The 24,992-nt window shown below is 56.5% G+C and carries 19 protein-coding genes; 7 read left to right on the forward strand and 12 right to left on the reverse strand.

Translation table 11 applies throughout. The features are described 5' to 3' along the window. The first annotated feature begins 14 nt into the window (after positions 1-14). Together ABEA92_RS29145 and ABEA92_RS29150 are read left to right on the forward strand one after the other, a co-directional pair. Positions 15-1,358: an ABC transporter permease gene (locus tag ABEA92_RS29145; protein ID WP_345689011.1), complete on the forward strand. Its 1,344-nt coding sequence runs from the start codon at positions 15-17 to the stop codon at positions 1,356-1,358. Positions 1,359-1,465: 107 nt separating this feature from the next. Next, a complete protein-coding gene (locus tag ABEA92_RS29150; RefSeq protein WP_345689013.1) occupies positions 1,466-2,728 on the forward strand; it encodes a DEAD/DEAH box helicase in 1,263 nt (420 codons plus the stop codon). Between the two features lie 157 nt (positions 2,729-2,885). Here ABEA92_RS29150 and ABEA92_RS29155 read toward each other — a convergent pair whose 3' ends face one another. Beyond that, entirely contained in the window at positions 2,886-3,107 is a 222-nt protein-coding gene (locus ABEA92_RS29155; RefSeq protein WP_345689015.1) for a BON domain-containing protein, read from the reverse strand. 551 nt (positions 3,108-3,658) lie between these two features. Here ABEA92_RS29155 and ABEA92_RS29160 point away from each other — a divergent pair. Beyond that, positions 3,659-5,305: a diguanylate cyclase gene (locus tag ABEA92_RS29160; protein WP_345689017.1), complete on the forward strand. Its 1,647-nt coding sequence runs from the start codon at positions 3,659-3,661 to the stop codon at positions 5,303-5,305. 859 nt (positions 5,306-6,164) lie between these two features. Here ABEA92_RS29160 and ABEA92_RS29165 read toward each other — a convergent pair. After that, complete coding sequence (locus tag ABEA92_RS29165) at positions 6,165-6,395, reverse strand: hypothetical protein (RefSeq protein WP_345689019.1); 231 nt, start codon at positions 6,393-6,395, stop codon at positions 6,165-6,167. Positions 6,396-6,417: 22 nt separating this feature from the next. On the opposite strand from ABEA92_RS29165, the gene rho reads away from it, so the two are divergent. Together rho and ABEA92_RS29175 are read left to right on the forward strand one after the other, a co-directional pair. Further along, positions 6,418-7,773 (forward strand): transcription termination factor Rho, encoded by a 1,356-nt coding sequence (rho, locus tag ABEA92_RS29170; protein WP_345689021.1) that lies wholly within the window; start codon positions 6,418-6,420, stop codon positions 7,771-7,773. A gap of 5 nt (positions 7,774-7,778) precedes the next feature. Then, entirely contained in the window at positions 7,779-8,744 is a 966-nt protein-coding gene (locus ABEA92_RS29175) for an RluA family pseudouridine synthase (protein ID WP_345689023.1), read from the forward strand. 95 nt (positions 8,745-8,839) lie between these two features. Here the strand turns inward: ABEA92_RS29175 and ABEA92_RS29180 are convergent, their stop codons facing one another. The 10 genes from ABEA92_RS29180 to ABEA92_RS29225 form a co-directional block, all read right to left on the reverse strand. After that, positions 8,840-10,432, reverse strand: a complete 1,593-nt coding sequence (locus ABEA92_RS29180; RefSeq protein ID WP_345689025.1) for an aldehyde dehydrogenase (NADP(+)) — start codon at positions 10,430-10,432, stop codon at positions 8,840-8,842. Between the two features lie 124 nt (positions 10,433-10,556). Next, positions 10,557-11,414, reverse strand: a complete 858-nt coding sequence (locus tag ABEA92_RS29185) for a fumarylacetoacetate hydrolase family protein (protein WP_345689027.1) — start codon at positions 11,412-11,414, stop codon at positions 10,557-10,559. Positions 11,415-11,544: 130 nt separating this feature from the next. After that, on the reverse strand, positions 11,545-12,828 hold the full coding sequence (locus ABEA92_RS29190; RefSeq protein WP_345689028.1) for a dihydroorotase: 1,284 nt from the start codon (positions 12,826-12,828) through the stop codon (positions 11,545-11,547). Beyond that, positions 12,821-13,822 (reverse strand): aspartate carbamoyltransferase catalytic subunit, encoded by a 1,002-nt coding sequence (locus tag ABEA92_RS29195; RefSeq protein ID WP_425572520.1) that lies wholly within the window; start codon positions 13,820-13,822, stop codon positions 12,821-12,823. Before ABEA92_RS29195 ends, ABEA92_RS29190 begins: the two co-directional genes overlap by 8 nt. 301 nt (positions 13,823-14,123) lie before the next feature. Beyond that, the gene (locus tag ABEA92_RS29200) at positions 14,124-14,561 is read right to left on the reverse strand and encodes a DUF423 domain-containing protein (protein WP_345689029.1); all 438 of its coding nucleotides are present in this window, start codon (positions 14,559-14,561) and stop codon (positions 14,124-14,126) included. Further along, positions 14,558-15,010 (reverse strand): response regulator transcription factor, encoded by a 453-nt coding sequence (locus ABEA92_RS29205; RefSeq protein WP_345689031.1) that lies wholly within the window; start codon positions 15,008-15,010, stop codon positions 14,558-14,560. Before ABEA92_RS29205 ends, ABEA92_RS29200 begins: the two co-directional genes overlap by 4 nt. Before the next feature lie 300 nt (positions 15,011-15,310). Beyond that, positions 15,311-16,159: an alpha/beta hydrolase gene (locus ABEA92_RS29210; protein ID WP_345689033.1), complete on the reverse strand. Its 849-nt coding sequence runs from the start codon at positions 16,157-16,159 to the stop codon at positions 15,311-15,313. A gap of 285 nt (positions 16,160-16,444) precedes the next feature. Next, positions 16,445-17,392 carry a malate dehydrogenase gene (gene mdh / locus ABEA92_RS29215; protein WP_345689035.1) on the reverse strand — a complete coding sequence of 316 codons (948 nt, stop codon included), beginning with the start codon at positions 17,390-17,392 and terminating at the stop codon, positions 16,445-16,447. A 188-nt stretch (positions 17,393-17,580) separates the two neighbouring features. Next, positions 17,581-18,978 carry a hypothetical protein gene (locus ABEA92_RS29220; protein ID WP_345689037.1) on the reverse strand — a complete coding sequence of 466 codons (1,398 nt, stop codon included), beginning with the start codon at positions 18,976-18,978 and terminating at the stop codon, positions 17,581-17,583. Next, entirely contained in the window at positions 18,975-20,471 is a 1,497-nt protein-coding gene (locus tag ABEA92_RS29225) for a hypothetical protein (RefSeq protein ID WP_345689039.1), read from the reverse strand. Before ABEA92_RS29225 ends, ABEA92_RS29220 begins: the two co-directional genes overlap by 4 nt. 288 nt (positions 20,472-20,759) lie before the next feature. Between ABEA92_RS29225 and ABEA92_RS29230 the strand changes: the two genes are divergently transcribed. Both ABEA92_RS29230 and ABEA92_RS29235 read left to right on the forward strand, forming a co-directional pair. Next, complete coding sequence (locus ABEA92_RS29230) at positions 20,760-23,753, forward strand: hypothetical protein (protein ID WP_345689041.1); 2,994 nt, start codon at positions 20,760-20,762, stop codon at positions 23,751-23,753. Between the two features lie 102 nt (positions 23,754-23,855). Further along, the gene (locus ABEA92_RS29235; RefSeq protein WP_345689043.1) at positions 23,856-24,887 is read left to right on the forward strand and encodes a tetratricopeptide repeat protein; all 1,032 of its coding nucleotides are present in this window, start codon (positions 23,856-23,858) and stop codon (positions 24,885-24,887) included. The last annotated feature ends 105 nt before the right edge of the window (positions 24,888-24,992 follow it).

The following is a 24,992-nucleotide window of genomic DNA, read 5'->3' on the forward strand; positions in this document are numbered from 1 at the left end:
CGAGACGAAGAAACGTGCATTTAAAAAACATTGGTATCTTTGCATTGCTGATTGCGATCATCGTGATCACCTCTTGGATCAATGGCGTCTTCGTCGCCCCGGCGAATCTGAAGACCTTGGTGCGTGACACCAGTCTGTATGGTTTGATCTCGATTGGTGTCGCGATGGTGATCATCACAGGCGGCATCGATCTTTCGATCGGTTCGATGATCGCACTGTGCGGCGTGATGTTGGTGCAAGTGATCAATATCCGCCACGAGCGAATTGATTTTTCCAGCACGATTGCGGCCGTTCAAAACGAACCAACCGAAGGGTTTGATAAACCCACGCTCCGCTTCACCGACCCACCACCGGATTTGCGAGATGGCGATCGATTGGTCTACGAAAGTTACCGCGGGGAATCGACAATCAACGTCTATCGCAGCGTCAACGTGGACGATCAAGTATGGATCGAAACACACGATTCGCTGCGATCGATTAAACCGGGGCTGGCGATCCAGATCGACAAGATCCAGTACACCCCGCCGCTATTGGCGTGTGGCATCGTGCTGTTGTTCGCGGCATTCCTCGGGTTGATTCATGGGCTGCTGATCACGCGTGCGAACTTGCAGCCCTTTGTCGTCACGCTCTGCGGATTGCTGATTTACCGTGGGATGGCGCGAGTTTGGACGGGCGATGACCAAGTCGGGCTGCTGAGTGCATTGTCGGATTTCAAAGCGACCGTGACAGGGAAAGCGATCGAAATCCCCGTCCCGCTGATCGGTCGGGTGTCGGGCGAACGGGAATCGTTCGCCGAGATCGTCTGGATCGACTTTCCGGTCACCGGCGTGCTGCTGGCGATCGTCGCGGTCATCGCTTGGGTTTTTCTGAACCGCACGATTTGGGGACGTCATTTGATCGCCACCGGAGAAAACAAGCAGGCTGCTTTTTACAGCGGCGTTGCCACCGATCGGTTGATCGTGCTGGCCTATGTCGTGTGTGCCATGCTAGCGGGATTGGCAGGCATCCTGTTCATGCTCGAGTGGAATTCGATCCAACCTGGATCCAGCGGCTCATTTTACGAACTCTACGCGATTGCCGCCGCCGTGCTCGGTGGCTGCTCGCTGCGGGGGGGACGCGGTGCGATCCTAGGCGTCATCGCGGGTGCCGCCGTGATGCGGTGTCTGTACAAAGCGATCATCGTGCTGGACATCCCTCAAGAATGGGAAATGGTCATCATTGGGGCCGCATTGCTGGCCAGCGTGCTGGTGGATGAAATCATCCGTCGGTTCCAGTTGGCCCGGCGATTGCGACGCCACGACTCAGGCGGCAGTGATTCGGGCAGCAGCGATCGGGGTGGTAGCGATTCGGGGTGGTAGCGATTCGGGCGGTAATCCCGATCCGACGGCCAAAGCATTGTCGAATCCTTAAAAACTCGTATAACAGCCGCGTAGTGCAAAACCGTGACACGCGATACACTCATGCCATGAATTACGTGGTACAAAAGTCGGAAACCGCCGAGATCCCTGGATTTGACGATCTCGATCTATCCCCTGTGATGCGACGTGCGCTGAAGCACGCTGGATTTGAGAAACCAAGTCCCATCCAGGCTCAATTGATCCCGCTTGCCTTGGAAGGCGAGGACGTGATCGGGCAAGCACGAACCGGAACGGGTAAAACCGCCGCGTTTGCGATCCCAATTCTCGAGCAGCTCGATCCGCTCGAAGAATGCCGTGATCCTCAAGCGATCATCATCGTTCCCACCCGTGAACTAGCCGACCAAGTCGGACGGGAAACTCAGATGTTGGCCCATGGCGTGCCAACCGAAGTCGCCGTATTGGCTGGCGGCAAGGACATCAAACGCCAACTGCGCCAACTCGAAAATGGCGTTCAGATCGTGGTTGGCACCCCAGGCCGGTTGCATGATCATCTGCAGCGTCGGTCGCTTCGCACCGGCAATGTATGGTGCGTCGTGCTGGATGAAGCCGACCGCATGCTCGATATCGGATTTCGCCCGCAAATCGAACGGATTTTGCGGAAATGTTCCAAGGATCGGCAAACATTGCTGCTCTCAGCGACGCTTCCCCCCACCGTTCGCCGGTTGGCCGAAACGTACATGCACGAGCCAGCGGTGATCGATTGTTGCGACAAGGACATCGCCGTCGACACGATCGAGCAGCGATACTTTACCGTTTCGCATGACAAAAAACTGGAATTGCTCGAACGACTGCTCGAACGCGAGAATCCGAAGCAAGCGATCATTTTCTGTCGTACCAAGCGTGGAACGGACCGTCTTTATCGCCAATTGAGCCGGACCTATCCCGCCTGTGGCAGCATGCATGGTGACTTGGCTCAACGCGAACGAGACCGAGTGCTTCAGCAACTGCGGGACGACAAACTACAAATCTTGGTCGCCACCGATGTGGTGGGGCGGGGAATCGACATCAGCACGATTTCTCACATCATCAATTATGACATGCCACAAGATTGCGATGACTACGTTCATCGCGTTGGGCGGACCGGCCGTATGGGACGCGATGGCATCGCGTTCACGTTTGTGGTTCCCGGCGAAGGCGACTCGTTGACCAGCATCGAACAGCGGATCAACAAGCAGCTAAAACGAGATCATTTTGAAGGCCTCGATCCTCCTGCGGCAGTCCAATTGGCTCCCAAAGCCGAAGAGACAGTCAAGAAAGCGGCTCCTAAATTGAATCCGATGCACCGCAAAGTGACTCGTCGGCGTCGTTGATTGGCGGCGTTGTTGATTGCCGGCGAACCCGGTTAACATGAAATCCTGATCACGGCCGTGTGGCGAATTGCCATACGGCTTTTTTCGTCGAGCATCAGGGTCGAAACGCCTCCCCCACACGCTGCCACGCTGGACAACGGCCTCTCTGCGGCTTGCCTTAACCGCTGACTCGGACGGCATTGTTCACTCGCAATGCACCTGCGACGCCACGCACCGTCTCTTGAGCGAGCTGCTTGTGATAGAAACTGCGAACCAGCCCGCTGAGCTTCAACTCACTTCCGCTTTCATCGACTCGCAACTGACGTAACTCGGTAACCGAACTTTTGGCGAGGACGGCATTGGCGGCGATGGCGATGTCCTGACTAGGCTGCTGAATCATCGAGTGCTCCCGGAAAATGTTGCGAAGGGCAGCGGCTCACTAAAATCGAGTGAGCTTGGCCACAGGTTAGGAACGAGAACCATCGCAAGCGGACGTTCATTCGGTAGGAAAGGCTGGATTGTCCACGCGAATGATTTGCACTGCTAAAAAGCGGCGTGAGCGAAGGCTGGCAAGCAGAGCGATGGGAGTTCAACCAAATATCACACATTTCCTGAATTTTGCCTATGCGAATCTGCGCCGAATTCCGCCAGGAGCCCCACCGACAGCGCAACCAATATGCATGGCCCCTAGAAGCGGAAAGTTTCAAGAAAACATCAAGTCGCCGCGAAAACCGACGACGACACGGCTTGCGTTCCCACAACCGTCACAATCCCTACGACGGCTTGCACCGGCACCGCCGTGTCCGGCAACCGGCTTGAAAGCGTACGGATCGATGCGGTAACCGCCCTCGGGCGATCGGGATGACCTATATCGATCATGGGTGGATTTGTGTCTTGAAATCCTCGCCCGTTAAACGCTCCCCCCCCTCTCGTTACGTATAAACTCGCCCCATGATTCTCGACTTAGCAATCGCATTGAGCTGTGCCGGCGTCGGTGTCGTTTGTGGATGGATCATGAACGGGCTTGGCTGGGGCGTCGATTTTGAAGACGGCGACGACAAACTTACGCTGGTGGAACGATCAGAACTCGAGCAAGTCAAAGCCGAATACGAGCGACTTGCCACGGCGGCCGATCGACTTCGCGAATACGCCACGTCGATGGCGATGGACGTCGACAAACATCAAACCAGCGTCCAAGCGGTCAGCGATGTGTTGACATCTGAATCGACCTTTTCAGCGGACGAACTTGGCGAAGCGGTCAATCGTTTGATCGAAGCCAACGAGACGATGCAGTCCAAACTGAAATCGGCTCAAGAACGAATTTCCGAGCAAGCCGACCAACTTGAATCCGCCGAGCGGCGGGCACAAACGGACGCGTTGACGCGGGTTTCCAACCGCGGTGCCTTTGACGAACATTTGGCGCGGCGTCATATCCTCGGCCCTGGACGCGCAGGCACACTGATGTTGTTGGATGTGGACCATTTCAAGAAATTCAATGACGAACATGGCCACCGCGCCGGCGACGAGGTGCTGAAGGTGGTTGCCAATATGTTGCACGCGAGACTGAAGTCGTACGGGATCGTCGCGCGGTTCGGGGGCGAAGAATTCGCGGCCATTATCGATGGCTACACCGTCGAAGAATCCAAACGGATCGTCGAATCGGCTCGCGCCGCGATCGGACAACACATCGTCGAATTCGAAGGCAAAGAGCTTGCCGTGACCGCCAGCATCGGGTTGGCCGAACTGCTCGAAGACGAGTCGATCGAACAATGGATCGAACGTGCCGACGCCGCGATGTACCACTCAAAGAAACATGGACGCAATTGCGGTCACTCGATGAACGGGACGACGCCGGAATTGATCACGTTGGGTACGGAATCTGCGCTGATTCCGGACATCGACACGGCTCCCACGGTCACGATCAAACCCAAAAAACAAGACGCCGCCAAAGCGAAACCTTCATCGACTCAGCCGAACCGCGGCGCGTTTTCGAGTCTGCCGACCCGCGCGGCACTGAACGCGGCGATGGGCGATATGCAAGAACGTTCCAAGTCGATTGGATTGCCCACACAGATCATGAAGCTTCACGTCACTGGCACACCAGCGGCCGGAGCGATGCGAACGCTGCTGCAGATTGTGCGAGCGACACTGCGAAGCGTCGATCGCATCGGCGCCGACGACGCCACCACGCTGCTTGTGTGCATGCCGGGGATCGACGACGAAGATGCTCAAGAACGCGTTAAACAAATTCAATCGTCCGCTGCCTCGTTACAATTCGGCGAATCGGAAACCAGCGATGCACCCCGGTTGCAGATCACGATCGTTCCGGTCGAACTTGACGAGACGCTGGACCAGGCGTTTGCTCGGGTTGCGACCCCGTCGGCCGCATCCGAGTCAGATTCGGCGACCGAGGTTAGCGAAACATCGCTGGCTGACAAATCACCCCAGCCCGCCAACGAATCTCCCGACAGGAAATCATCCGCGACCGAAACGGAAACCGAGCCGACGAAATCGCCATCCTCCGGATCTCCTGCGGCTGCAGCGATACCCCCGCTGACATCTCCGCTGCCAAGTGGAACGGCTTCCTCGGAAGCCTAGTTGCCGGCGGTGCCGAGCGAGCGGACGCTTAATGCCATCGACTTTGGCCCTAACCGAGTGGTTTTTATAGCGGAGCGGCGCGAGCCACCCGGTAAATTTCGAACGTTTTACTCGCCGTTACCAGACGGGCCCCGCGGCGTGCCGCTACGTCGCCACCGTTGGGGTTGAATCGACACTCTGCGATCGTCGAGAAACGGCGGAGTGTCTCAAAGAACAGGCGGCTAATGTGCAAAAAACGAAAAAGACTTGAGTGTTTGCCATTCGGCGTCTGCGGCGAAGGGAACTGCAAGAATTCTTAGTTTTTCCAGGGGAATGCTGCAAAAACCGCTGTTTTTGCCGCGATCGCGTGAATCAAGCTGCTATTGACTTCGCTGATTTCATGTATATATTTGAGAGCGTTATGAAGGTCGGCGCTAAGTTTGCTGCCCACCTCTCCCTAAGGACGCTTGATCACGTCCCTCTTAGTAGCTCGCTTGAGGAAAAAGCAGTTACGCTCGCCATACAGAATAACGGCTTGAGGATTAAGAGGACGGTTGATCAAACACATGTAACCGAGGTTGCTTGCCGCTTTCGCATCGCGACGGCCGCCTCCATACACAACACTTCGTTTTGAAATCACGATTGGTCTCTCAATCGCACGTCCCCCTAATTTACTACTGAATGGATTTTAAGTCGCACACGACCATCTGCGATTCTGCTGAGATTTCCGGCTAGGCCAAGTTTGGCGACAACGCGTTGGATAGAAACGCGTCTTGCGGAGCACGCACCGTCGTTTGGCTCGCCTCAGGCACGAATCTTTGGATCATTCGTTTTGACCCTTTCTGAAAAGTGATCCCGCGATCGCTTACCAACCCCATCATTAAACTGTTTCGCCTCTCCAGGGCATGTCACCGCCGTACTCCTGGTAGGCTTTTTTCCCTTGAATTTGTGCGGTGTTTCTTCGATTTCCCGCTTTTAAGCGGAACGCTACGGCGACCTTTGTGGTGACGCCTTCACGCGAGCCTCGCACTTCGATTTCGATTTTGGTGCGTCGGAACTCCGCGAAGGTTCCCGCTTCGCGAGGATGCAACACGCTGACATCGCGTCTCACTTAAAACGCATCTGGATCAAAAATGGCAAAAAAGAAACGGACCAGTCGCAGCCGAAGCGGTTCCGGTAACGGAGCCTCAGGTTCGTATGGCAACAGCGGCAATAACAATAGTGGCAACGGAAAACCTCGTGTCCGCCGACGTCGACGCGGCGGTGGCGGTGGCGGTGGTGGCGGCGGCCAAAATGACCGCGGCCAAGGCGGCGGACAGGGCAATGGCGAACCAGCGGATATCCCCAGCGATGCGCCGCTCGAGGAAAGCGTTGGCATCCTCGAACTGCACCCCAACGGCTACGGCTTCCTGCGGAGCACCGAGAACAATTACTCGCGTGAACGCAGCGATCCGTTTGTCCCCGGCACGATGATTGAAAAGTTTGGACTTCGCCAAGGTGTTTACCTAAAGGCCATGGTCCAACAAGCACGTCGCCAACAAGGTCCCCGGGTGCGTGAAATTGTCGACGTCGACGGGATGGCGCCCGAGGCGTACCTCGAAGTCAAAAACTTTGACTCGTTGACAGCGATCAACCCCGAGCAGTGGCTACGACTGGAAGCCGGCCGCAAACCGCTGACGAATCGCGTCATCGACCTGCTGGCTCCGATGGGCAAGGGACAACGCGCCCTGATCGTTGCACCACCACGCAGCGGTAAAACCGTGATGTTGCAAGACATTGCCTCAGGCATCGCGCAAAACCACCCCGACGTGAAACTGATCGTTTTGCTGGTTGACGAACGTCCCGAAGAAGTCACGGACATGCGTCGCAACGTCCACAATGGCGAAGTCGTCGCGAGCAGCCTAGACATGGACGTCGAAAGCCATGTTCGATTAAGCCAATTGGTGATTGACCGTGCGAAACGGCTCGCCGAAATGGGGCAAGACGTCTTCTTGATGCTCGACTCGATCACCCGACTCGCTCGCGCGTTCAACAAATGGGTTGGACGCGGCGGACGCGGTGGTGCGACGATGACCGGCGGTTTGGACATCAAAGCGATGGACATTCCTAAGAAGCTGTTCGCCACGGCTCGAGCGTTCCAAGAAGGCGGCTCGCTGACCATCATCGGCACCGCACTTGTGGATACCAACAGCCGTATGGACGAAGCGATTTTCCAAGAGTTCAAGGGAACGGGCAACATGGAATTGGTGCTCGATCGCCGACTTGCCGATCGCCGCGTTTGGCCTTCGATCGACATCAGCCAAAGTGGTACTCGACGCGAAGAATTGCTTCACGACGAAGAGACCTACGAGGCGGTCACGATGTTGCGGCGAACGCTTAGCAGCATGCATCCAGTCGACGCAATGGAACAGCTGACCAAACAGCTTGGCCGATTCGACAGCAATGACGAATTCATCAAACTCATCAGCGGCGCCAAAACGTCACTGTAGCTTTGATGAAACGCTTTGTCGTCGACCCATTGCCCGGCAGCATCCCGTACGAAAACCATCGCTCGATCCGAGTCAAAGCAAAGTTTTCGGGGATGAAGTTCATCGACTTCCTCGGCGAATACCATCCACCGACGCCACGTGATGCGTGGCTCGGATGGATCGAGGCGGGCGAAATCTTGATCGACTCGTTCCCGGTTCGCGCGGAACGAATCGTGCGTGAGGGAGACCGCTACACGCACGTAATGAGCGACGTGGTGGAACCCGATGTCAATGCGGCGATCACCATTCTGCACGAAGACGATTCGCTGATCGCAGTCGACAAACCGGCTCCTTTGCCGGTGCACCCCAGCGGCCGATTTCATCGCAACACGCTGTCCTGGATGCTCGAGCGACATTACAACGGCGAGAAACTTCGTGTTGCGCATCGACTCGACGCCAATACAACAGGCGTCGCAGTGTTATGCCGCACCGCCGCAGCAGCCGGCTTTGTGCAACCTCAATTCGAACGACGCGAAGTCCAAAAGCTGTACCTTGCTCGTGTCTCGGGCACCATCCCTTGGGACGAACATCGCTGCGACCTCTCGATCGCTCACGCCTCGGACGTCCTCAAGCGACGATTGTCGGTCGGCGCCCGCGTGACCTGCCGAAGCGGCCAAGAAGCACGGACCGATTTCAAAGTGATCCAACGATTGCCCGACAACACGACCTTGGTGCAAGCGATTCCACTGACCGGCCGCACCAATCAAATTCGCGTGCACTGTTGGTCGCTCGGCTTTCCCATCGTCGGGGACCTGCTGTATTTGCAGGACAAAAAAATCGGCGAACAGCAAACGCACACGATGACCGATCCACCGATGTGCCTGCACGCTCACCGTTTGACGTTCTGCCATCCAGATAGCATGACACCGGTGACCTTCCAGAGCCCACCACCGAAGTGGTGGGGCGAAAACGCGGAAGATGCAGCAAACTAAATCGGACTCGCGTTCACCTTGAGTCACGATTCCCGTTTGCCGCGTGGGCTCACGCTGTAGAGCCTCTCGTAGCGACCTACGGCGAAGCTTGCGAACTACACGTCACCTTGCGTCCAAGCGCCGTCGATGTAACGCCATGTCTGTGCGGTGGGCGATGCATCCCGCAGCAATTCGGGCAACCGCGACTGCCGCACGTTATCGTACGAAGTCAATTTGCCAAACCGAATCAGCGACGCAGGGACTCCGACGGCGGTGAACCCCGGATGCCCCGCGGCTGGGTAAGGCCCGCCGTGATTCATTGCCGGACTGACGGCCACTCCGGTCGGCATCTTGTCGTTCAAGACTCGCCCTACTTTGGGCGTCAACTCGAACGCGATCTTTTCATACATCGCTTCGTCGCTTTCATCGGCAGCGGAATAGACACCACCGGTCAGATTCCCTTCGAGGTGCGAAATCACCTCCGTCAACTCATCCAAATTGCTTGCCACCACCATCAGCGATGCATTGCCGAACGCCTCGGTCTGAAAACCTTCGGGGTTGCCCAAAAACGTCTTCCCATCGACACGAAGCAGCGTATTGGCATAAGCACAACGACCAGACTCGGGCTGGCCTCCGCCAGTCAACAATTCGGCGCCAAAGTCACAAAGCGTTTTCACGCTACGCGACAAACCTTCCGAAACAGCGGGCGACAACAGCGTGCCAGAGGCCGTGGAAGCAAACCGCTCCTTTACCGCGCTGACAAATTTCTCGGATGACTCATCGGCGATCAACAAGACCATGCCGGGGTTGGTGCAAAATTGCCCGGCGCCCATCAAAACGCTGGTCACGAAATCGTTGGTGATTTCTTCGCCTCGCTGCTGCAGCGCGGCGGGAGTCATGACGACGGGATTGACGCTGGACAGTTCCAAATAGATCGGCTTGCCCGCGGCATCGGCGGCGGCTTTTAATTTCAATCCCGCCGATCGGCTGCCGGTGTACCCGGTAGCGCCGACCCGTGGATCCGAAACCAAACGCTCACCGTCGGCATGGCTGGTGCGATAGATCAACTGAACAGTGGACGGTGGCAATCCGGTTTGCTCGATCGCCTGTAGCGCCAAATCGGCGAACAACCGCGTCGTTTCGGGATGCGAACTGTTGGCTTTTCCGATCACCGGATTGCCTGCTGCAATCGCCGCAGCGAAATCGCCTCCGGAAACGCTGCCAAAGGCGAATGGAAAGTTATTCGGTCCAAACACCACAATCGGCCCGAGCGATTCGTAGCACGAGCGAATGCCCGCCTTGGTATCGATTGTCGCCATCGCCCAATTGCCACTGCGACACGCTGCGGCGGCAGCACGCAATTGATTGCTGGTTCGCGGCAATTCGACATCGGCCAAGCGTGGACTGCGAGCGAGCCCGGTTTCGGCAAACGCAGCCTCGACCAACGCGTCTTTTGCGGCGTCGATCTTGTCGGCGTAGACCTCCAAAAACTCTGCAATCTTCGCCTTGGGAAGCTTTCGCAATTCGCGAGCCGCCTCGACCGCCGCATCCAGCGCCGCATCGCAGTCGGACCAATCGCTGACTGGAAACTCAGCGTCTAAAGCCTCGTTCTTGTTTGGATCGGTTGCCTGAAAGGTTTTACTGAAGTCGGCGTCACGCCAGCCACCTTTGATCAGAACTTGACGTGCAGTTGAATTCGCTACGGACATCGAAACACCTACGCTGTGGTTATAAGAATGGAAGTATCGACTCAAGCGTTTCCGCTGGCAACTCAAGCGAGCGGAACATTCACGCGATCGAGACGCAAGAGCCGTGAAAGTCGAGGAGCAAAAACTAGGAACCCTGGACAATGGAATTAGAGAGCGTCCCAATTCCATCGATGGTAATGTGAACGTGATCGCCGACGTGAAGCGTAAAATCGCTCGACGGAATAATGCCTGTCCCCGTCATCAAGAATGCACCATTGGGAAAACGATTGTCACGCGATAGCCACTGCACGAGATCCTCGAAACCGCGAGCCATTTCCGCGGCAGAGGTTTGTTGATCGAACACAACCTCGGTACCGCGAACGATTTTCAAATCGATCCCGATCTCTGCATTGGCAGGCAGCTTGTCAAACAGAGCGATCCAAGGGCCAAGCCCCGCACATTGGTTGTAGCATTTCGCTTGCGGCAGATAGAGTGGATTTTCGCCTTCGATATCCCGCGAACTCATGTCATTGCCGATCGTCAATCCGACGATCTTCATCTTGGGGCTGAGCACCAACGTGACTTCGGGTTCGGGCACGTTCCAAGTGGCATCCTCGCGAATCCGCAGCGGCTGCCGATGTCCGCTGACGCGGTGCGGCGTCGCCTTGAAAAACAGCTCGGGCCGGTCGGCGCCATAAACGCGGTCGTAACAGGATGCAGCGGCCTCGGATTCTTCCATCCGCGCCGCTTGACTCCGTTTATAGGTCACCCCGGCGGCCCACACTTCCTGGGCATCAATCGGCGGCAACCACTGAACCGAATCATCGATCGCAATCGGCGATTCGGTGGCGAGTGACATCGCGGCGGCGATTGGCTCCTCCGCGGCGATAATATCGGCGAGCGATTGGAACGGCCCCTCGGTTTGCAGTGGAATCAATTGGTCATGGTCCACGCGAGCGATCCGCGGCGAGCCCGAAGCATCTAGGTATTTTGCGATTTTCATACCGCTAAGGATAACGAAAAGCAAATCGCCGCGGGAGCCATCACGCGGCAAGATCGGCGACGTGGGCCGAGTGGCCCCAACGCGAATTGACAGAATAGCAAACAGGCAAGAAAAACCGCCGTCGCGTGGGCTACGCTTGAAACCGGATGACGCCGCCGACGATCGTGTGCGTCACTCGCGCCGACAATTCCTGGCCATCAAGCGGGCTGCTGACGCAGTGCGAACGGAATTGCGAAGCGTCGACTTGCCACTTGGCATTGGGGTCGATGATGACCACGTCACCGAGCGAACCGACCGCCAAGGATCCGCCGCCGATCGATGCAATCCGTGCAGGTGCCGTGGATAGCCGATCGATTGCTTGGGGCCACGTCAAAATCCCATTTTCGATCATAAATTTTGAGACGGTCGAAAGCGTGGTTTCGAGCGTCGCGGCACCAAACGGGGCCAAATCGAGATCGTTCATCTTCTTTTCACGGCTGCGTGGACGATGACCGCTTTGGATTGCATCGATGGTCCCATCGGCCACCGCCTCGCGAAGCGTTTCGACGTGACGGCGACTACGCAGCGGAGGATGCACTTTGAATCGCGAGTCAAACGAACGCAGTTCACTGTCCAACAGACACAGATTGTGAGGACACACCGACGCCGTCACGGCGATTTCACGCGACTTGACGCGGCGGATCATATCGACCGCTCCCATCGTGCTGACCGGGCCGACATGCAATCGCCCCGACGTGGCTTCGGCCAACCGCACGTCACGCGCGACCGCCAAATCCTCGGCTTCGGTCGGCAAGCCTTTTAATCCGAGCGTCAACGAGACTTGCCCCTCGTGCATCACGCCGCTCTCGGCGAGTTCGGGAATCTCGGGAATGTCGATGATGACTCGGTTGAGCATCCGGCAATAATCGAGCGATCGCTTCAGCAGCGCGTCGTTGGCGATCGGTCGCGGAGCATCGCTGAACGCCACCGCGCCGGCTTCGGCCAACAACCCCAACTCGGCCATCTGTTCGCCTTCGCGTTGCCGGCTTAGACAGCCAATCACATGCACGCGAACGCCGTTGGCGCGAGACGCTTTTTGCCGCACAAATTCCACTGCACCGGGCGAATCGATCACCGGTTCGGTGTTGGCGGTACATAAAATCGAGGTATACCCGCCCGCAAGCGCCGCGTCGCTGCCGGATTGAATCGTCTCGTCTTCCTCGTTGCCCGGTTCACGCAGCTCGACTCCGAGATCGACCAAACCAGGAGCCACGATGCAACCACTTGCATCCAAGCGAGGGCAATCTGCAGGAATCTCTTCATGCCGGGGGTCAATCGCGGCAACCAAGCCGTTGCGAATCAGCAATCGTGCCTGACGATCTACCCCTTGGCTGGGGTCAATGACACGCCCATTTTCAATCAGCAAATCAGACATAGTGGATAGGTTCAGCTGGGGTCGTTGAATTGGAAGCGTCCTTGGCCCCCGAGAGTAACCACAACGCAGCCATCCGCACTGCGATACCGTTGGTCACTTGCTCGAGAATGACCGAGTGCGGCCCGTCAGCCACCTCCGGCGTAATCTCGACGCCTCGGTTGATGGGGCCGGGTGCCATGATCAAAATGTCGTCTTTGGCTCGCCGCATGCGAGCCCCGTTCATCGCGTACAGCGCCGCATATTCATGAACGCTCGGGAACGGCCGAGCCTTTTGACGTTCGAACTGAATCCGCAACAAATTCAACACGTCACAGCGATGCAAGATGGCATCCAAATTGTGCGCCACCTCGAACCCAAGTTCCTGCCAACGCGGACTAACCAGCGTCGGTGGCCCACAGATAATCACGTGAGCCCCAAGCTTGCTGAGCCCCCAAATGTTGCTTCGCGCGGTGCGACTATGCGAGATGTCACCGACCAATGCCACGGTCAATCCATCGAGACGTCCGCGATGCTGGCGGATCGTCAACATGTCAAGCAGCCCCTGCGTCGGATGCTCGTGCGGCCCGTCGCCAGCGTTGATCACACAACAGCGAAGCTCGCGAGCGAGCAGATGCGGGGTCCCCGGCGTGACGTGCCGCGTGCATACCCAATCCACCCCCATTGCTTCGATGGTTTTCGCGGTGTCGACAAAGGTTTCCCCCTTGGCAACGCTGCTGCCGCCGCTGCTGAATTCAACGGTATCGGCGCCCAGCCGTTTGGCCGCCAGCGAGAAACTATTGCGAGTCCGCGTGCTGTTTTCGAAAAACAAATTCGCCAGCGTTTTTCCTGCCAATAGCGACAGTTTGTTGCGGCAACCGCCGGTCAACTCTTTTAGCTTTTGAGCGGTGTCTAAGAGGATCTGGATTTCGTCGGCCGACAGACTCTCCAAATCAAGCAAATGACGCCGGTGCCAGTTTTCTGGAAACGCTAAGTCGATTTCATCCGCCGTGGACATCGTTTCGATCTTCAATACTGTGAAGGAAATTCAGAAAGGATCGTGGCGTCACGTTACGAGATTTATTGCTTTTCCGCGAGCACCCTGGATCAAGTTTTTCTACTTCGAGCACGTGATCAGCCGCCCGGCGGCAGCGAATAAAACGTTCGATTTTGATCGGGCGACTCCCGCCGCACCGCTATAAAAAACACCCGCCAAGTGCGAAAGTAGATGGCATTGGGTTTGCGCCGCACCGCTAAATAAGCGGGGGGATGGCGACCGCAACCCTAGGCGAATTTCGCTCAGTTAAAAAAAAGCGGCCTTAGCGATCTACCGCTTCGGGACGCTTTGCCAAACCGAGCAGCGATAACCAGCCAGCGATCCAAAGCAGCCCGCCGATCGGGGTAACAGCTCCCAACCAGGGCGTATTCAGGGCCACCAGCAGATAAAGACTGCCGCTAAAAAACAGGATGCCCAGCAACATCAGCCATGCGGCAACGCGGCGAATGCGGTCCGAGCCGAATGGAATCGCGGCGATCACAAGCAACACGACCGCGTGCACAAGATGGTAGCGAGCCGCCACGTCAAACTGGCCACTTCGCTTGATGATCGTTTCCGCATCCAACCCACGCGATTGCAAAAAATCGGGCAACCCATGAGCACCAAAGGCTCCGAACAACACAGCCAGTGCACCGCATACCGCCGCGGCAACCAAGGTGCGTCTTTGCAATTCGGTGCCAATCAATTCGGTGCCAATCACGACTCGAGCAACTTGTTGACAGCTTTGATCAAACGATCCATCGGGAACGGCTTGCGAATGTAGTCGCTCACCCCAAGCAATTCCGCATACGCCTTGTGACGACTTCCTTCGTTGCCGGTAATCATGATCACGGGCAAAGGCACATCACGGACGCGTCGCAGTTTTTCAAGCACCAGAAAACCACTGCGTTTGGGCATCATCATGTCCAAAATCATCAGATCGGGGTTTTCGCGTTCGGCGAGTGCAAGCCCTTGATTTCCATCGCGAGCAATGACGACTTCGTGACCTGCGCCTTCAAGTGCATAGCGAACCGATTCAATGATTTCATGATCGTCATCGACAATCAAAATCCGCTTGCCACCCGAAGCTGCGGCAGTGGTGGGCGCAAGGTCTTTTTCGGAATCGGAGCTCTTCTCGACGGCATCGTCGCTGCTGTTCTCGCGGGTCATCGTTTCTCGTTCAGGCAAAGCGGAATCAAGCGAAAAAACTGTCTACGCAAAGGGACGCGTCAGCATAGCGTACCAGATGACGGAGCAACACGTCTGGAAACAGGAAACGAGAGGCAAAATCAATTAGGGGGGGAGAGATCTCTACCCGCAATTCCGGCCCGAGCGTTGTCGCAGACCGCTGCTATCACCGGGGCTCTGGCATCAAACAGAACCAAAGCGATCAGCCGACCGTCAAATCAGACGCAGCTGGGGAGGGGCTCAAACGGCCGAAAGAAGCGACTAGACTGCCCCGTAACCGCCTCAGTTGGACGAGAATCGAGTGGGCGACGATGCCCAACGATCGCTGGAACCGCTATTCCCGGCGCCGGCGACCACCTTGTCCATGATCCACTGATTGATATCGGCCAAGGTGACCGTATTCATCTCATCGTCATCGCAGTACTGGCGAATTTCGAGCTGAGCACGAATCATCATCGCACGTCGCATGTCTTCGTCGAGCTCGGACGAATCAAACAGCGAGCTTTCGGTTGCCCATTGCCAAAGCATCGGCAAACGTCGCTCACGCAAATCGGACAAATTTGATAACGCACGTCCGCCGCTCGGCATCCGGCCTCCGAGTGAGACGACTCCCGCGAATCGTTTCGGATCACGAAGCGCAATTCGCATTGCCATAGCGCCACCACTTTGATAGCCCGCCAACACGATCCGGGATGGATTCACCGAGAAACGCTCTCGCGCCTCATCGATTGCTTGCATTACGTTTTCGTAAGCGGTTTGGATGGCTCCCGGCCGGGTCCGCCATTCATAGCGATGCCCCGAAGAATCGATCGCACAGCTAGCGCGGACTCCCACGCCAACGTAATTCCGCAGACTGATGTGCGGCATGACTTGCGTGACTTGGTTTTCGTTGAACCCATCGCTATGCAGCCAAATCAGCAGCGGATATGCGTAATTGGGTTCGTAATGCAGGGGCAAAAAGAATGCCGTCCGTGCTCCGACGCCTTTGAATTGATCAAAGGGACTAGGGATACCATCGACACCGGATCCCGAATCATGGACGGAATCGTGTACCGAACCTTGCCAACTGCAATCCTGAAGAAAGCTATCGGAGTTGCCGGCGAAATTTAGACCAGGTTCGTCTTCGGGCATGCCCAAAGATCCTTCGGATGGTGGGTTGTCGTGGGAGGCTTCATTCGATCGGGATGTCCCCCAATTTGCCGAAGAAAAAAAACGACTCATAACCAACCGAAAGTTAGAGGAAGGCCCCATCCAGGGTTTATGGAAGATTCCATCGCACGTGCAAATTCACGTGCGAAAAAAATCGACTCAGCCAACAACGCCGACGCGTTTGATGGATGTCATAAACCTACGCGCAATCAATCACCGATGTCAACGCTGAAGCGGATGCTTCAGCGAAAGAACTTGCAAGTTCCGTTAGGACGATAGCAATTGATCCATCGTTGCAACCAAGCCTTTGACTGCGTCGACGCTGTTCTGGAAGTCCGCTTTTTCGGAGTCAGTCAAGTCGAGTTCGATGATCTTTTCGACCCCGCCACTGCCCATCACGACCGGCACACCCACGTAGTAGCCACCGACTCCGTACTCGGACTCACAAAGCGCCGCCACCGGGATGACACGCTTCTTGTCACGAACGACGGCTTCGACCATCTGGGCACACGCCGCGGCGGGTGCGTAGTAGGCACTGCCGGTTTTCAACAGCGAAACAATCTCGGCTCCGCCCTTGCGAGTGCGTTCGACGATTTCGTCCAATCGTGCACGGTCGATCAACTGTGTGACCGGGATTCCGCCGACGCTGGTGCAGCTTGGGATCGGCACCATCGTGTCGCCGTGTCCGCCCATCAACAGGGCACTGATGTCTTCGACGCTGACGCCCAATTCCATCGCCAAAAAAGTGCGGTATCGCGCGGTGTCCAAAACGCCCGCTTGCCCACACACCTTGGCCTTGTCAAATCCAGTCACTTTCCACATTTGTTGGACCATCGCGTCCAGCGGATTGCTGACGACGATGACAACCGCATTGGGGCTGGTGGCTTTGATCTGCTCGCCAACCGAGGTGATGATCTTGGCATTGGTGTTGAGCAAATCATCACGACTCATCCCTGGTTTGCGAGGGATACCTGCAGTCACGACGATGACATCGCTGTCGGCCGTGTCGGCATAGCTTGTCGTCCCAACGATGTTGGAATCGAAACCCATGATGGGCGAAGCTTGCATCAGGTCCAGCGCTTTTCCACGCGGCATGTCTTCGGTCTGGGGGATGTCCAACAGAACGATGTCACCTAACTCTGCAGCAGCACACCAATGAGCACAGGTGGCTCCGACGTTTCCGGCTCCGATGACGGTAATTTTTGCTCGGCGCATTTGTTTCGCTCGCGGGGAAATTTTAGGGAAGTTGTGTGAGTGGGCGAAATGGAAATCGCTTTCTCATTTCAAATGATTTTCTAATGCGTTATCCTCTCGCAAGCGAGCCGCGGGTCAAGTAGACGCTCGCTAGATTTCTAGCGTTCCACTGCAAAATCAAGTTCCACTGCAAAACCGAACGCCCGCCGCTACTGCGGCAACCGCAACTCATCGGCCTCACGCTCTTTGCGGCGGCGCTGCACTTGGCGATCACGACGTGCGATGACGATATTCCAAACGAGGATCGCCAACATCCCCACGCCCACGGCGACCGCTGCGAACCAACCGAAAATGCGAACGCCCACCGGATCCGCCTCAGTCGACTCGCGATTGATCATGTCGGCGCCGATCAACAGCGGCCCAAACTGATCGCCGCCGCCGAACCGCTGCATGTACGCCGTGGGATAACTCCACAAACGAAAGAAAAACGCGTCGGCGGCTACCAACACGGTCAAGTCGGCCACAATAGCCTCGGATTTCCCTTCCTCCCGCAGCTTGGTTTGCAGGAACGCGGGTAGTGTTTTATACACCAACGAAATCGGGTATCGGTTTTGAAACACCGGCCCATCCCCTGCGGCATCTTGCCCCGAATCGATTTGCACCTTGACGTTACCGAGGTCGCCCATTGCGTCGACTTGGTAATAATGATCTGCCCCCAACTGTTTGATTCGCGCCGGTTCGGTAACCGAAATCCGTGTCACTTGAACGACTTCCACCTCCATCCGCAGCCAATCCGCCGTATACTTTTCGGGCGATTTCAGCAACTCGATTGGCTCGACGGGCTTCGCTGCCACGCGATCCGATTCCGGCACTTTTGAGATCCGATCGGCAGCCGCCAACATCGAGTAAAACAAGTCGCTGTCTTCACTCGAAAGTGGTTGACGATTACGCGAGGCAACTCCCGAAACCTCACCCAGACTGACGCCTTGCTGTGCGAGTAATTGCCACCCGACTTTCTCTGGCTCTGCCGGGTACCAATCCAGCGGCAATGCCGCGATCGCGTCCACCACGACGGAATCGTCTCCGCTGTCGGGTGTGGCTTCGATGACAACGCCAACTCCCGCAACCCGGTCGCCGCTACGAACCGTCGCGGGCAGCCCCGAGGTAACCACTTCGACCGTGCGGCGGCTGTCCTGTTCTCCGATTTCGACCGTGACGAGATTCAAACGTCTGATTTCCAAGAACTCGACCAATCGTGCGGGAACGTTCAACGATCCCACCTGCACAACCACCCCGTCCACCGCGACGACTTGCCCCAACGTGATCGACGCTCCGCTCAACGAGCTGGAAACATCGTCAGCAATTAATTTCTCTATAGAGCTACGATTGGTGCGATTGATTCGGTAGATCAGCTTTGCCAGCTCGCCGATCGATTCTTCGTCCTCCGCCGGATAGAGCTGTTCGATTCGGGCCGAATCAAAACCGGCCGCCTGCAATGGTTCGGACTGGGCATCGAGCGATTGCGGGAACAGGCAGGCTGCCAACACAGCCACCATCCCCCACGCCAAACCGGGCAAGAACATCGTGTCGGTGTATCGGTTCATCATGACTCTCTCGGTGGATGCAACTTGATCTCGTCATCAGCAGGTGAATGATCCACCTGCGAAGGGGCCGGATCGTCACGGCCGGGTGTTAATTGCTCTAGAAACGGCGAAGGTTCGCGTTCAGCGGCGCGGCGCAGTTGGCGGCTTTGTCGGGCTGAGACGGCGGTTCGCCACATCGCAAACGTGGCCAATCCGACACCAAGCAGCACGGCAAACACGAGCATAGTCCATAGAGAACGATTCTCGTCGTCGTCCGTCTCCAGTGGCGTCGATTGCGAAAGGGATTCGGTTTGCGCGTCCGGGTCCAGCGTCAAGACACGACCAACGATCACGGGAGCGGAATCGGCACCCGCACCAGACCGGTACGCCAACCGTTTCAGAAAGCGGCCTGTGATCCACAACACCGGCCCTTCTTCGCTGGCGGATTCCTCGGAAACGCCATTGGCAGCGGACATCCCATTGGCAATCGACTCGGGAACGTCATTGACAACGGCCAAAAGCGGACGATCGGCACCGTCGACCGGCCGCAGCCAAAGATGCCAATACTCGGTGATTCCGTATTCATTTGAGTTGGCGGCATGTCGCTCGACGCGAGCCGGTCGCCCCGCAAACGCAACGACATGGTTCAAATAGACATCGGGCTGTTGCATCAACGGCAACACGCCTACTTGCGGCACCGCCGGTGGCGTCGCCGTCGGGGTTTGCCCTGTTTTTTGCGGCTCCGATGGCGTCTCGTCGTCGGCTGCCGCCTCGGTTGCCGTCATCCCGCTCCGACCGTTTTCAAAGCCAAACCGGGCTTCGTCCAAGTAGCGGTACATTGCGTCTCGGTCACGCGACTGCCAAACCCCCGATTCGGCAACCCGAGACGCGGCGGCCGTGTCGAGCGCGCGGATCAACGCCTGGATCTTCCGCCAAGCATCCCCGCTGGCGTCATCCCGATCCTCGCTGAAACCCGAGGGGTCCGACGCAACTCGTTCGATCAACTCGCTCCAACTTAAATGAGCCGGGTCCTCGGCGGACTCCTGATCGGATTGCCAATCGAGCTGCGAAAGCTTGACCGTCCACCCGGTATCGAGCACGGTGAATTGCGGAATTTCTTGGTGTCGACGGATCCTCAGCAGTGTGGCGAGCCAAAGCTGCTGATCCTCCGGTGGAACGAGTGACACGATCGCTCGCGCGTCGAGCACCAGCTTGGGATCCAGCTCGCGCCAATCCAACACAGTTTCGGCGGATGCGTCCCCCCCGGCCAGCAGTTTGGACGGCCGATTGGCCGCATAGATTTGACGCGTCGCATCGCTAACGCTTTGCGGCTGCCCCGACGCACCTCCGAAGAAGGGTTCGTAAACACGCGGTTTAGCGGCTTGTCGCATGACGACCAACACCAAAGCCAAACCGAGCACTAACCGGATCACACGTCGATAGTCTTGAACCGTGGCGCCACGCCGTTGACGACGACCATAAAGGCTATCTTCGTTAAATTGAGAAGGGATTTTCATCGGATCTGTCCTCGAATCGCTGGACAAGCTTGAAGGAGCGACTCGCGAGCCTTAATCTGGTATGGGGGGGAGTTTGGCGAACAATACCGCATCGCGACGGCGTCAATGATGCTAGAATAGCGTTTCGTCCCCCTGCTCGCCTGACCCTAATCGTGCTGACTCATCCTCATCTTGGCAGCACACCTACAATCCAAATAGCACTCGGTCGTCATGCTCGTATTCTATTCGCGGAATTGCTTATCACGGAAGGCATTTTGCCATCGAGCCGTTCGTTTCACGATTTATGTCTTGGCCCTATCACTGTCGATGGCGGGCAGTGGTGCGTCGCTTGCCTTGGCCGGCGGTGAACCTGCCGAAGACTTTCTCAAACGGCTTCGCGCGGCCGGTTATTACGATATCGCGTTGACGTACCTGGACCGGCTCGATCAATACCCCGGCGTGGACGGTTCGCTCAAGGATGCGGTCTCGCTGGAAAAGGCACAGACCTACATTGAAGCCGGGGTTGCTGCTCGCACCGCGACCGAACGAGACGAGTACTTCGCCAAAGCCGAATCGTCGATCGCCGATTTCCTCAAGAACGATTCTCATCCGCGTGCCCCCGAAGCCCGCTTGCAATTGGGCAAGCTGCAATTGGTGCGTGCCAACACGCTGATGATGCTGAATCCCGATGACGCCAAAAAGAAAGCGGCACGGGAATCGTATCTCAACGCGGCAAAAACGTTTGACACGATCGTCGAAAACCTGCGGACCAAGCTCAAGGAGATGCAGGGCGAAAAGATCAACGCCGAAGAGAATCCCCAATTGGCCGAACAGCGAACCCAGTATCGCGCCGATTTTCTCGAGGCCAAACTGAACGCCGGTGATGCGCGTCGTTTAGCCGCGACCACCTTTTCCAATCCCGCCAAGGAAGGAAAAAAGCTGCTTGACGAAGCGATCACTCAATTCACAGATTTGGCCGATAATTACAGCGGTTATGTGACCGGGGCGATCGCCATTTTGCATCTCGGTCAAACGCAACAACTGCTGGGACAAAACGACGCGGCGCTGGATAGTTTCTTAAAATACCTCGAGCAACCTGATGCCGCTCCGCTTCGTGAAGGACGGTTCGAAGCGACCAGTGCGTTGGCTCAGATTTGGTTGGCGAAAACGCCGCCCGACTATCAACCGGCCATCGAACGCGGCCAAGGATTGTTGGACACGATTCGCCCCAACGAAAAACGACTTCCGGCGGCACTGCAATTGAAATTGGATGTTGCCAAAGCCTACCTTGCCAAATCGAAAGACACCGACGGGCAAAAGAAAACGGACATCAAACGCGCCGAGTCCGCAGGTCGCCAATTGCTGATCGAGATCGAAAAGCTGCCTGGGGCGCACGCCGAAGAATCATCGAAATTGTTAGCGGACATGGGCGTGGATTTGACTCCCGCCGAACTGCCCAAAGCGGACGATCCTGAAAACCTCGACGAAGCGTTTGCATCGTCGCGAGAGTTGTACCAGTTGGGCGAAGATCTACGCCAAGCCCTCGAACTGCTAAAGCAGCAAAAGAAAGACGACGCGGAACACAAACAGCAGGTTGAAAGTCTCGAGAAACAACTCGCCGACACTCGCTATCTAGCGATTGAAACGATGCGTCGCGGGATGACGATGATCCGTCTCGGTGACGACCTGTCGACGCTGAATCAAGCGAAACATTTTTATGCCGTTCTGCTGTATCAAGTCGATCGTTTCCGTGATGCCGCGGTGGTCGGTGACAATCTAGCACGCACATCGCCGGGAACCGACCTCGGATTGAAGGGCGGCTTGGTGGCACTCAGTGCATTGCAGAAATTGTTGGTCGAAGTCCCGCAAGACGAAAACACCAACTTGGTCGCCCAACTGAAATCGATCGGCGATTTCCTGACCGCGACATGGCCCGATGATCCCGAGGCCGCAGCGGCCCAGGGCATCATGATTCGATTGGCATTGCAAAAAGATCAATGGGACCAAGCCCAATCGTTGGTTTCAAAAATGCCAGAAGGGCCCGAGCGTTCAAGTTTCGAGCGGCTGATGGGACAATTGCTTTGGAACCAATCGATCGTCGCACGCCAGGAAAACAACGATCAACTCGCCGACAAACTACTCAGCGATGCCGAGAAAGAACTCACCAAGGGATTGGCGGGGATCAAGGGAGCTCTGATTGAACCCGAAGGTCTACGAGCCGCATTGGTATTGGCCAAAGTCTATTTACGCAAAGGAGACGACGCCAAAGCGTTGGCAACACTCGATCACAAAACCTATGGTCCGGTGAAGCTGATCAGCAAGATCGCGGCCGACGATGATGCACTGCAAGGTGATCTATACGCCACCGAATTGACCACGATTGTCCAGCGAATGACCAGCGAGGGAACCGATCCCGCGGCGCTGCTGAAGCGCGCCACCGCGGTGATGGACAAACTTCGCCAAACTTACAAAGGCGATGACGGTCAAAAGCGACTGCAATCGATCTACATCGGCATGGCGCGCAGTTTGAAAGATGAACTGGAAACCGCCAACGCGGCCAAAAAAGACAAGCTAATCGATGCATTTCGTGTCTTTTTGACTCAAATCGCGGAAACTACCAAAGACCCTGCCACGCTGCAGTGGATCGTGCAAACGCTGGTTCAATTGGGCGAAGCCGCGATGCCGGAAACCGAGACCAAAGCGACCGGTCGCGCGAAAGAATTGCTGGAAACCGCGATCCAGACATATGATCGGCTTAAAGCCGAAACGTCGGACGTGCCGCTATCGGTTCAGTTCCAATTGGCCCGCGCCTACCGCTTGGTCGGCGAATACAAGAATTCGCTCGATGTGCTTGAACAAATCCTGCTCGAAAAACCGACCATGCTCGACGCGCAAGTCGAAGCAGCGACGGCGTACGAAAAATGGGCTGGCGAGCTGCCTGATAAATATGCTCCGCGTGCGTACGAAACCGCACTCAATGGCGGTCGTCCAGGACCTAATAAAGAGAAAACCATCTGGGGTTGGGGCAAAATCAGCACGCTGACCAACGGCAATGAACAATTCAAAGAAATCTTCTTTGACGCTCGCTACCACATCGCATTGTCGCGTTTCCTGTGGGGGCGACGCGCCAAAGACACCTCGATCATGAAACGAGCGATCACGGATATCACCCAAGTCGAGGGAATTTATCCCGAACTGGGTGGCCCGGCTCAACGTGCAAAATTCGACGCGTTGCTTCGCCAGGTACAGAAAGAGGTGGGAGATCCAGTGAAAGGACTTCCACCGCTGCCGCCCCCCGGTTAGGTCCGCTCCACCGTCCGGTGGCCCAACCGCACAAACAAAAACCCTTTTCCAGAATCAAACTCATCTCAACCAACTCACTTCAACAAGCCTGACCGAGTGAAAATGAAATACTTTAACGCCGCACTGATGTCCGCCGTCTGGATAGGCTGGGTGCTAATGGGAAACACGGTCCAAGCACAAAATGACCGGGTCTATCCCGTTTCGGGTTCGCCGGTGATTGGTTCGGTCGCCGAGACCAGCCCACAAGGGATCCAAGTCAAGGTCGGGGGCAACACTCAGAACTTTGTCGCTGGCGAGATTGAAAAAATCTTGTTCGCTGGTGATTCACCTGCCCTGACCAAAGGACGCGAATTTGCGTTGGACGGGCAATACGACCAAGCGATGCAAGAGTTGAAGACGGTCAACATTGCCGAATTGCCGCGTGAAGTGATCCAAGCCGATGCAATGTTTTACACCGCCTATGCGATGAGCCAATTGGCGATTGCGGGCAAAGGGAACAAGCAAACGGCAAAGCAGGCGATGTTGGCGTTTGCATCAAAGCACCGTGATTCGTGGCACTTTTTCGAAGCCGCCAAGGTGCTCGGCGATTTGGCCCTCGCGCTCGGAGACAAAGAGGGTGCACTGAAATTCTATGGATCGCTTCGACAAGCCCCGACCGTCAACGCCAAGATCGAACAAGTCTATCTAACGGGAATGGTGCACTTGCACAGCGGTGATGCCGATGCTGCGATTGCCGAGTTCGACAAAGTTTTGGGTTTGAAAGTCGAGTCGGTCGAGGCCGCTCGATTGCAATCGCTTTCCCAAGCAGGAAAAGCGGCGGCGTTGGCCTCGAAAAAACAGGCGGACGAGGGGCTGAAACTGGTCTCAACGCTGATCGGCGAATTGAACCCGACGGATGTCGAAATGGCGGCCCGAATCTACAACGCTCAAGGCGCCATCTACGAAGCCAAAGGCGACACCGAAGGGGCGATCATGGCTTACCTGCATACGCATCTGATGTTTTCCGGTCAAAGCGATGCGCATGCCGTGGCCCTTTCAAAGCTGGTCGAACTGTGGCCCAAGGTTGGCAAGCCCGAACGGGGTGCGGAAGCACGTCAAGAATTACAGCAACGCTACCCTGGATTTGGCAAATAATTGAAAACGTCGATGCCGTTTTTGCCGTTGCAAGTGGACCCTCGTGCCTGATTTCTCAATCGATTCGAATCGCTTCAAGGGTGCGAGGGTACTTTTCTCCAACTA

Origin of the sequence: Novipirellula caenicola, from assembly GCF_039545035.1 — a bacterium.
GTDB classification, from domain to species: domain Bacteria; phylum Planctomycetota; class Planctomycetia; order Pirellulales; family Pirellulaceae; genus Novipirellula; species Novipirellula caenicola.

Excerpts from the sequence above, each read along its gene's own strand:
- ABEA92_RS29225 (WP_345689039.1), bottom strand. The coding sequence starts at position 20,471 with ATGAAAATCCCTTCTCAATTTAACGAAGATAGCCTTTATGGTCGTCGT.
- ABEA92_RS29150 (WP_345689013.1), top strand. The coding sequence starts at position 1,466 with ATGAATTACGTGGTACAAAAGTCGGAAACCGCCGAGATCCCTGGATTT.
- ABEA92_RS29220 (WP_345689037.1), bottom strand. The coding sequence starts at position 18,978 with ATGATGAACCGATACACCGACACGATGTTCTTGCCCGGTTTGGCGTGG.
- ABEA92_RS29160 (WP_345689017.1), top strand. The coding sequence starts at position 3,659 with ATGATTCTCGACTTAGCAATCGCATTGAGCTGTGCCGGCGTCGGTGTC.
- ABEA92_RS29180 (WP_345689025.1), bottom strand. The coding sequence starts at position 10,432 with ATGTCCGTAGCGAATTCAACTGCACGTCAAGTTCTGATCAAAGGTGGC.
- ABEA92_RS29235 (WP_345689043.1), top strand. The coding sequence starts at position 23,856 with ATGAAATACTTTAACGCCGCACTGATGTCCGCCGTCTGGATAGGCTGG.
- ABEA92_RS29190 (WP_345689028.1), bottom strand. The coding sequence starts at position 12,828 with ATGTCTGATTTGCTGATTGAAAATGGGCGTGTCATTGACCCCAGCCAA.
- mdh (WP_345689035.1), bottom strand. The coding sequence starts at position 17,392 with ATGCGCCGAGCAAAAATTACCGTCATCGGAGCCGGAAACGTCGGAGCC.
- ABEA92_RS29205 (WP_345689031.1), bottom strand. The coding sequence starts at position 15,010 with ATGACCCGCGAGAACAGCAGCGACGATGCCGTCGAGAAGAGCTCCGAT.
- ABEA92_RS29155 (WP_345689015.1), bottom strand. The coding sequence starts at position 3,107 with ATGATTCAGCAGCCTAGTCAGGACATCGCCATCGCCGCCAATGCCGTC.
- ABEA92_RS29210 (WP_345689033.1), bottom strand. The coding sequence starts at position 16,159 with ATGCCCGAAGACGAACCTGGTCTAAATTTCGCCGGCAACTCCGATAGC.
- rho (WP_345689021.1), top strand. The coding sequence starts at position 6,418 with ATGGCAAAAAAGAAACGGACCAGTCGCAGCCGAAGCGGTTCCGGTAAC.
- ABEA92_RS29175 (WP_345689023.1), top strand. The coding sequence starts at position 7,779 with ATGAAACGCTTTGTCGTCGACCCATTGCCCGGCAGCATCCCGTACGAA.
- ABEA92_RS29185 (WP_345689027.1), bottom strand. The coding sequence starts at position 11,414 with ATGAAAATCGCAAAATACCTAGATGCTTCGGGCTCGCCGCGGATCGCT.
- ABEA92_RS29195 (WP_425572520.1), bottom strand. The coding sequence starts at position 13,822 with ATGTCCACGGCGGATGAAATCGACTTAGCGTTTCCAGAAAACTGGCAC.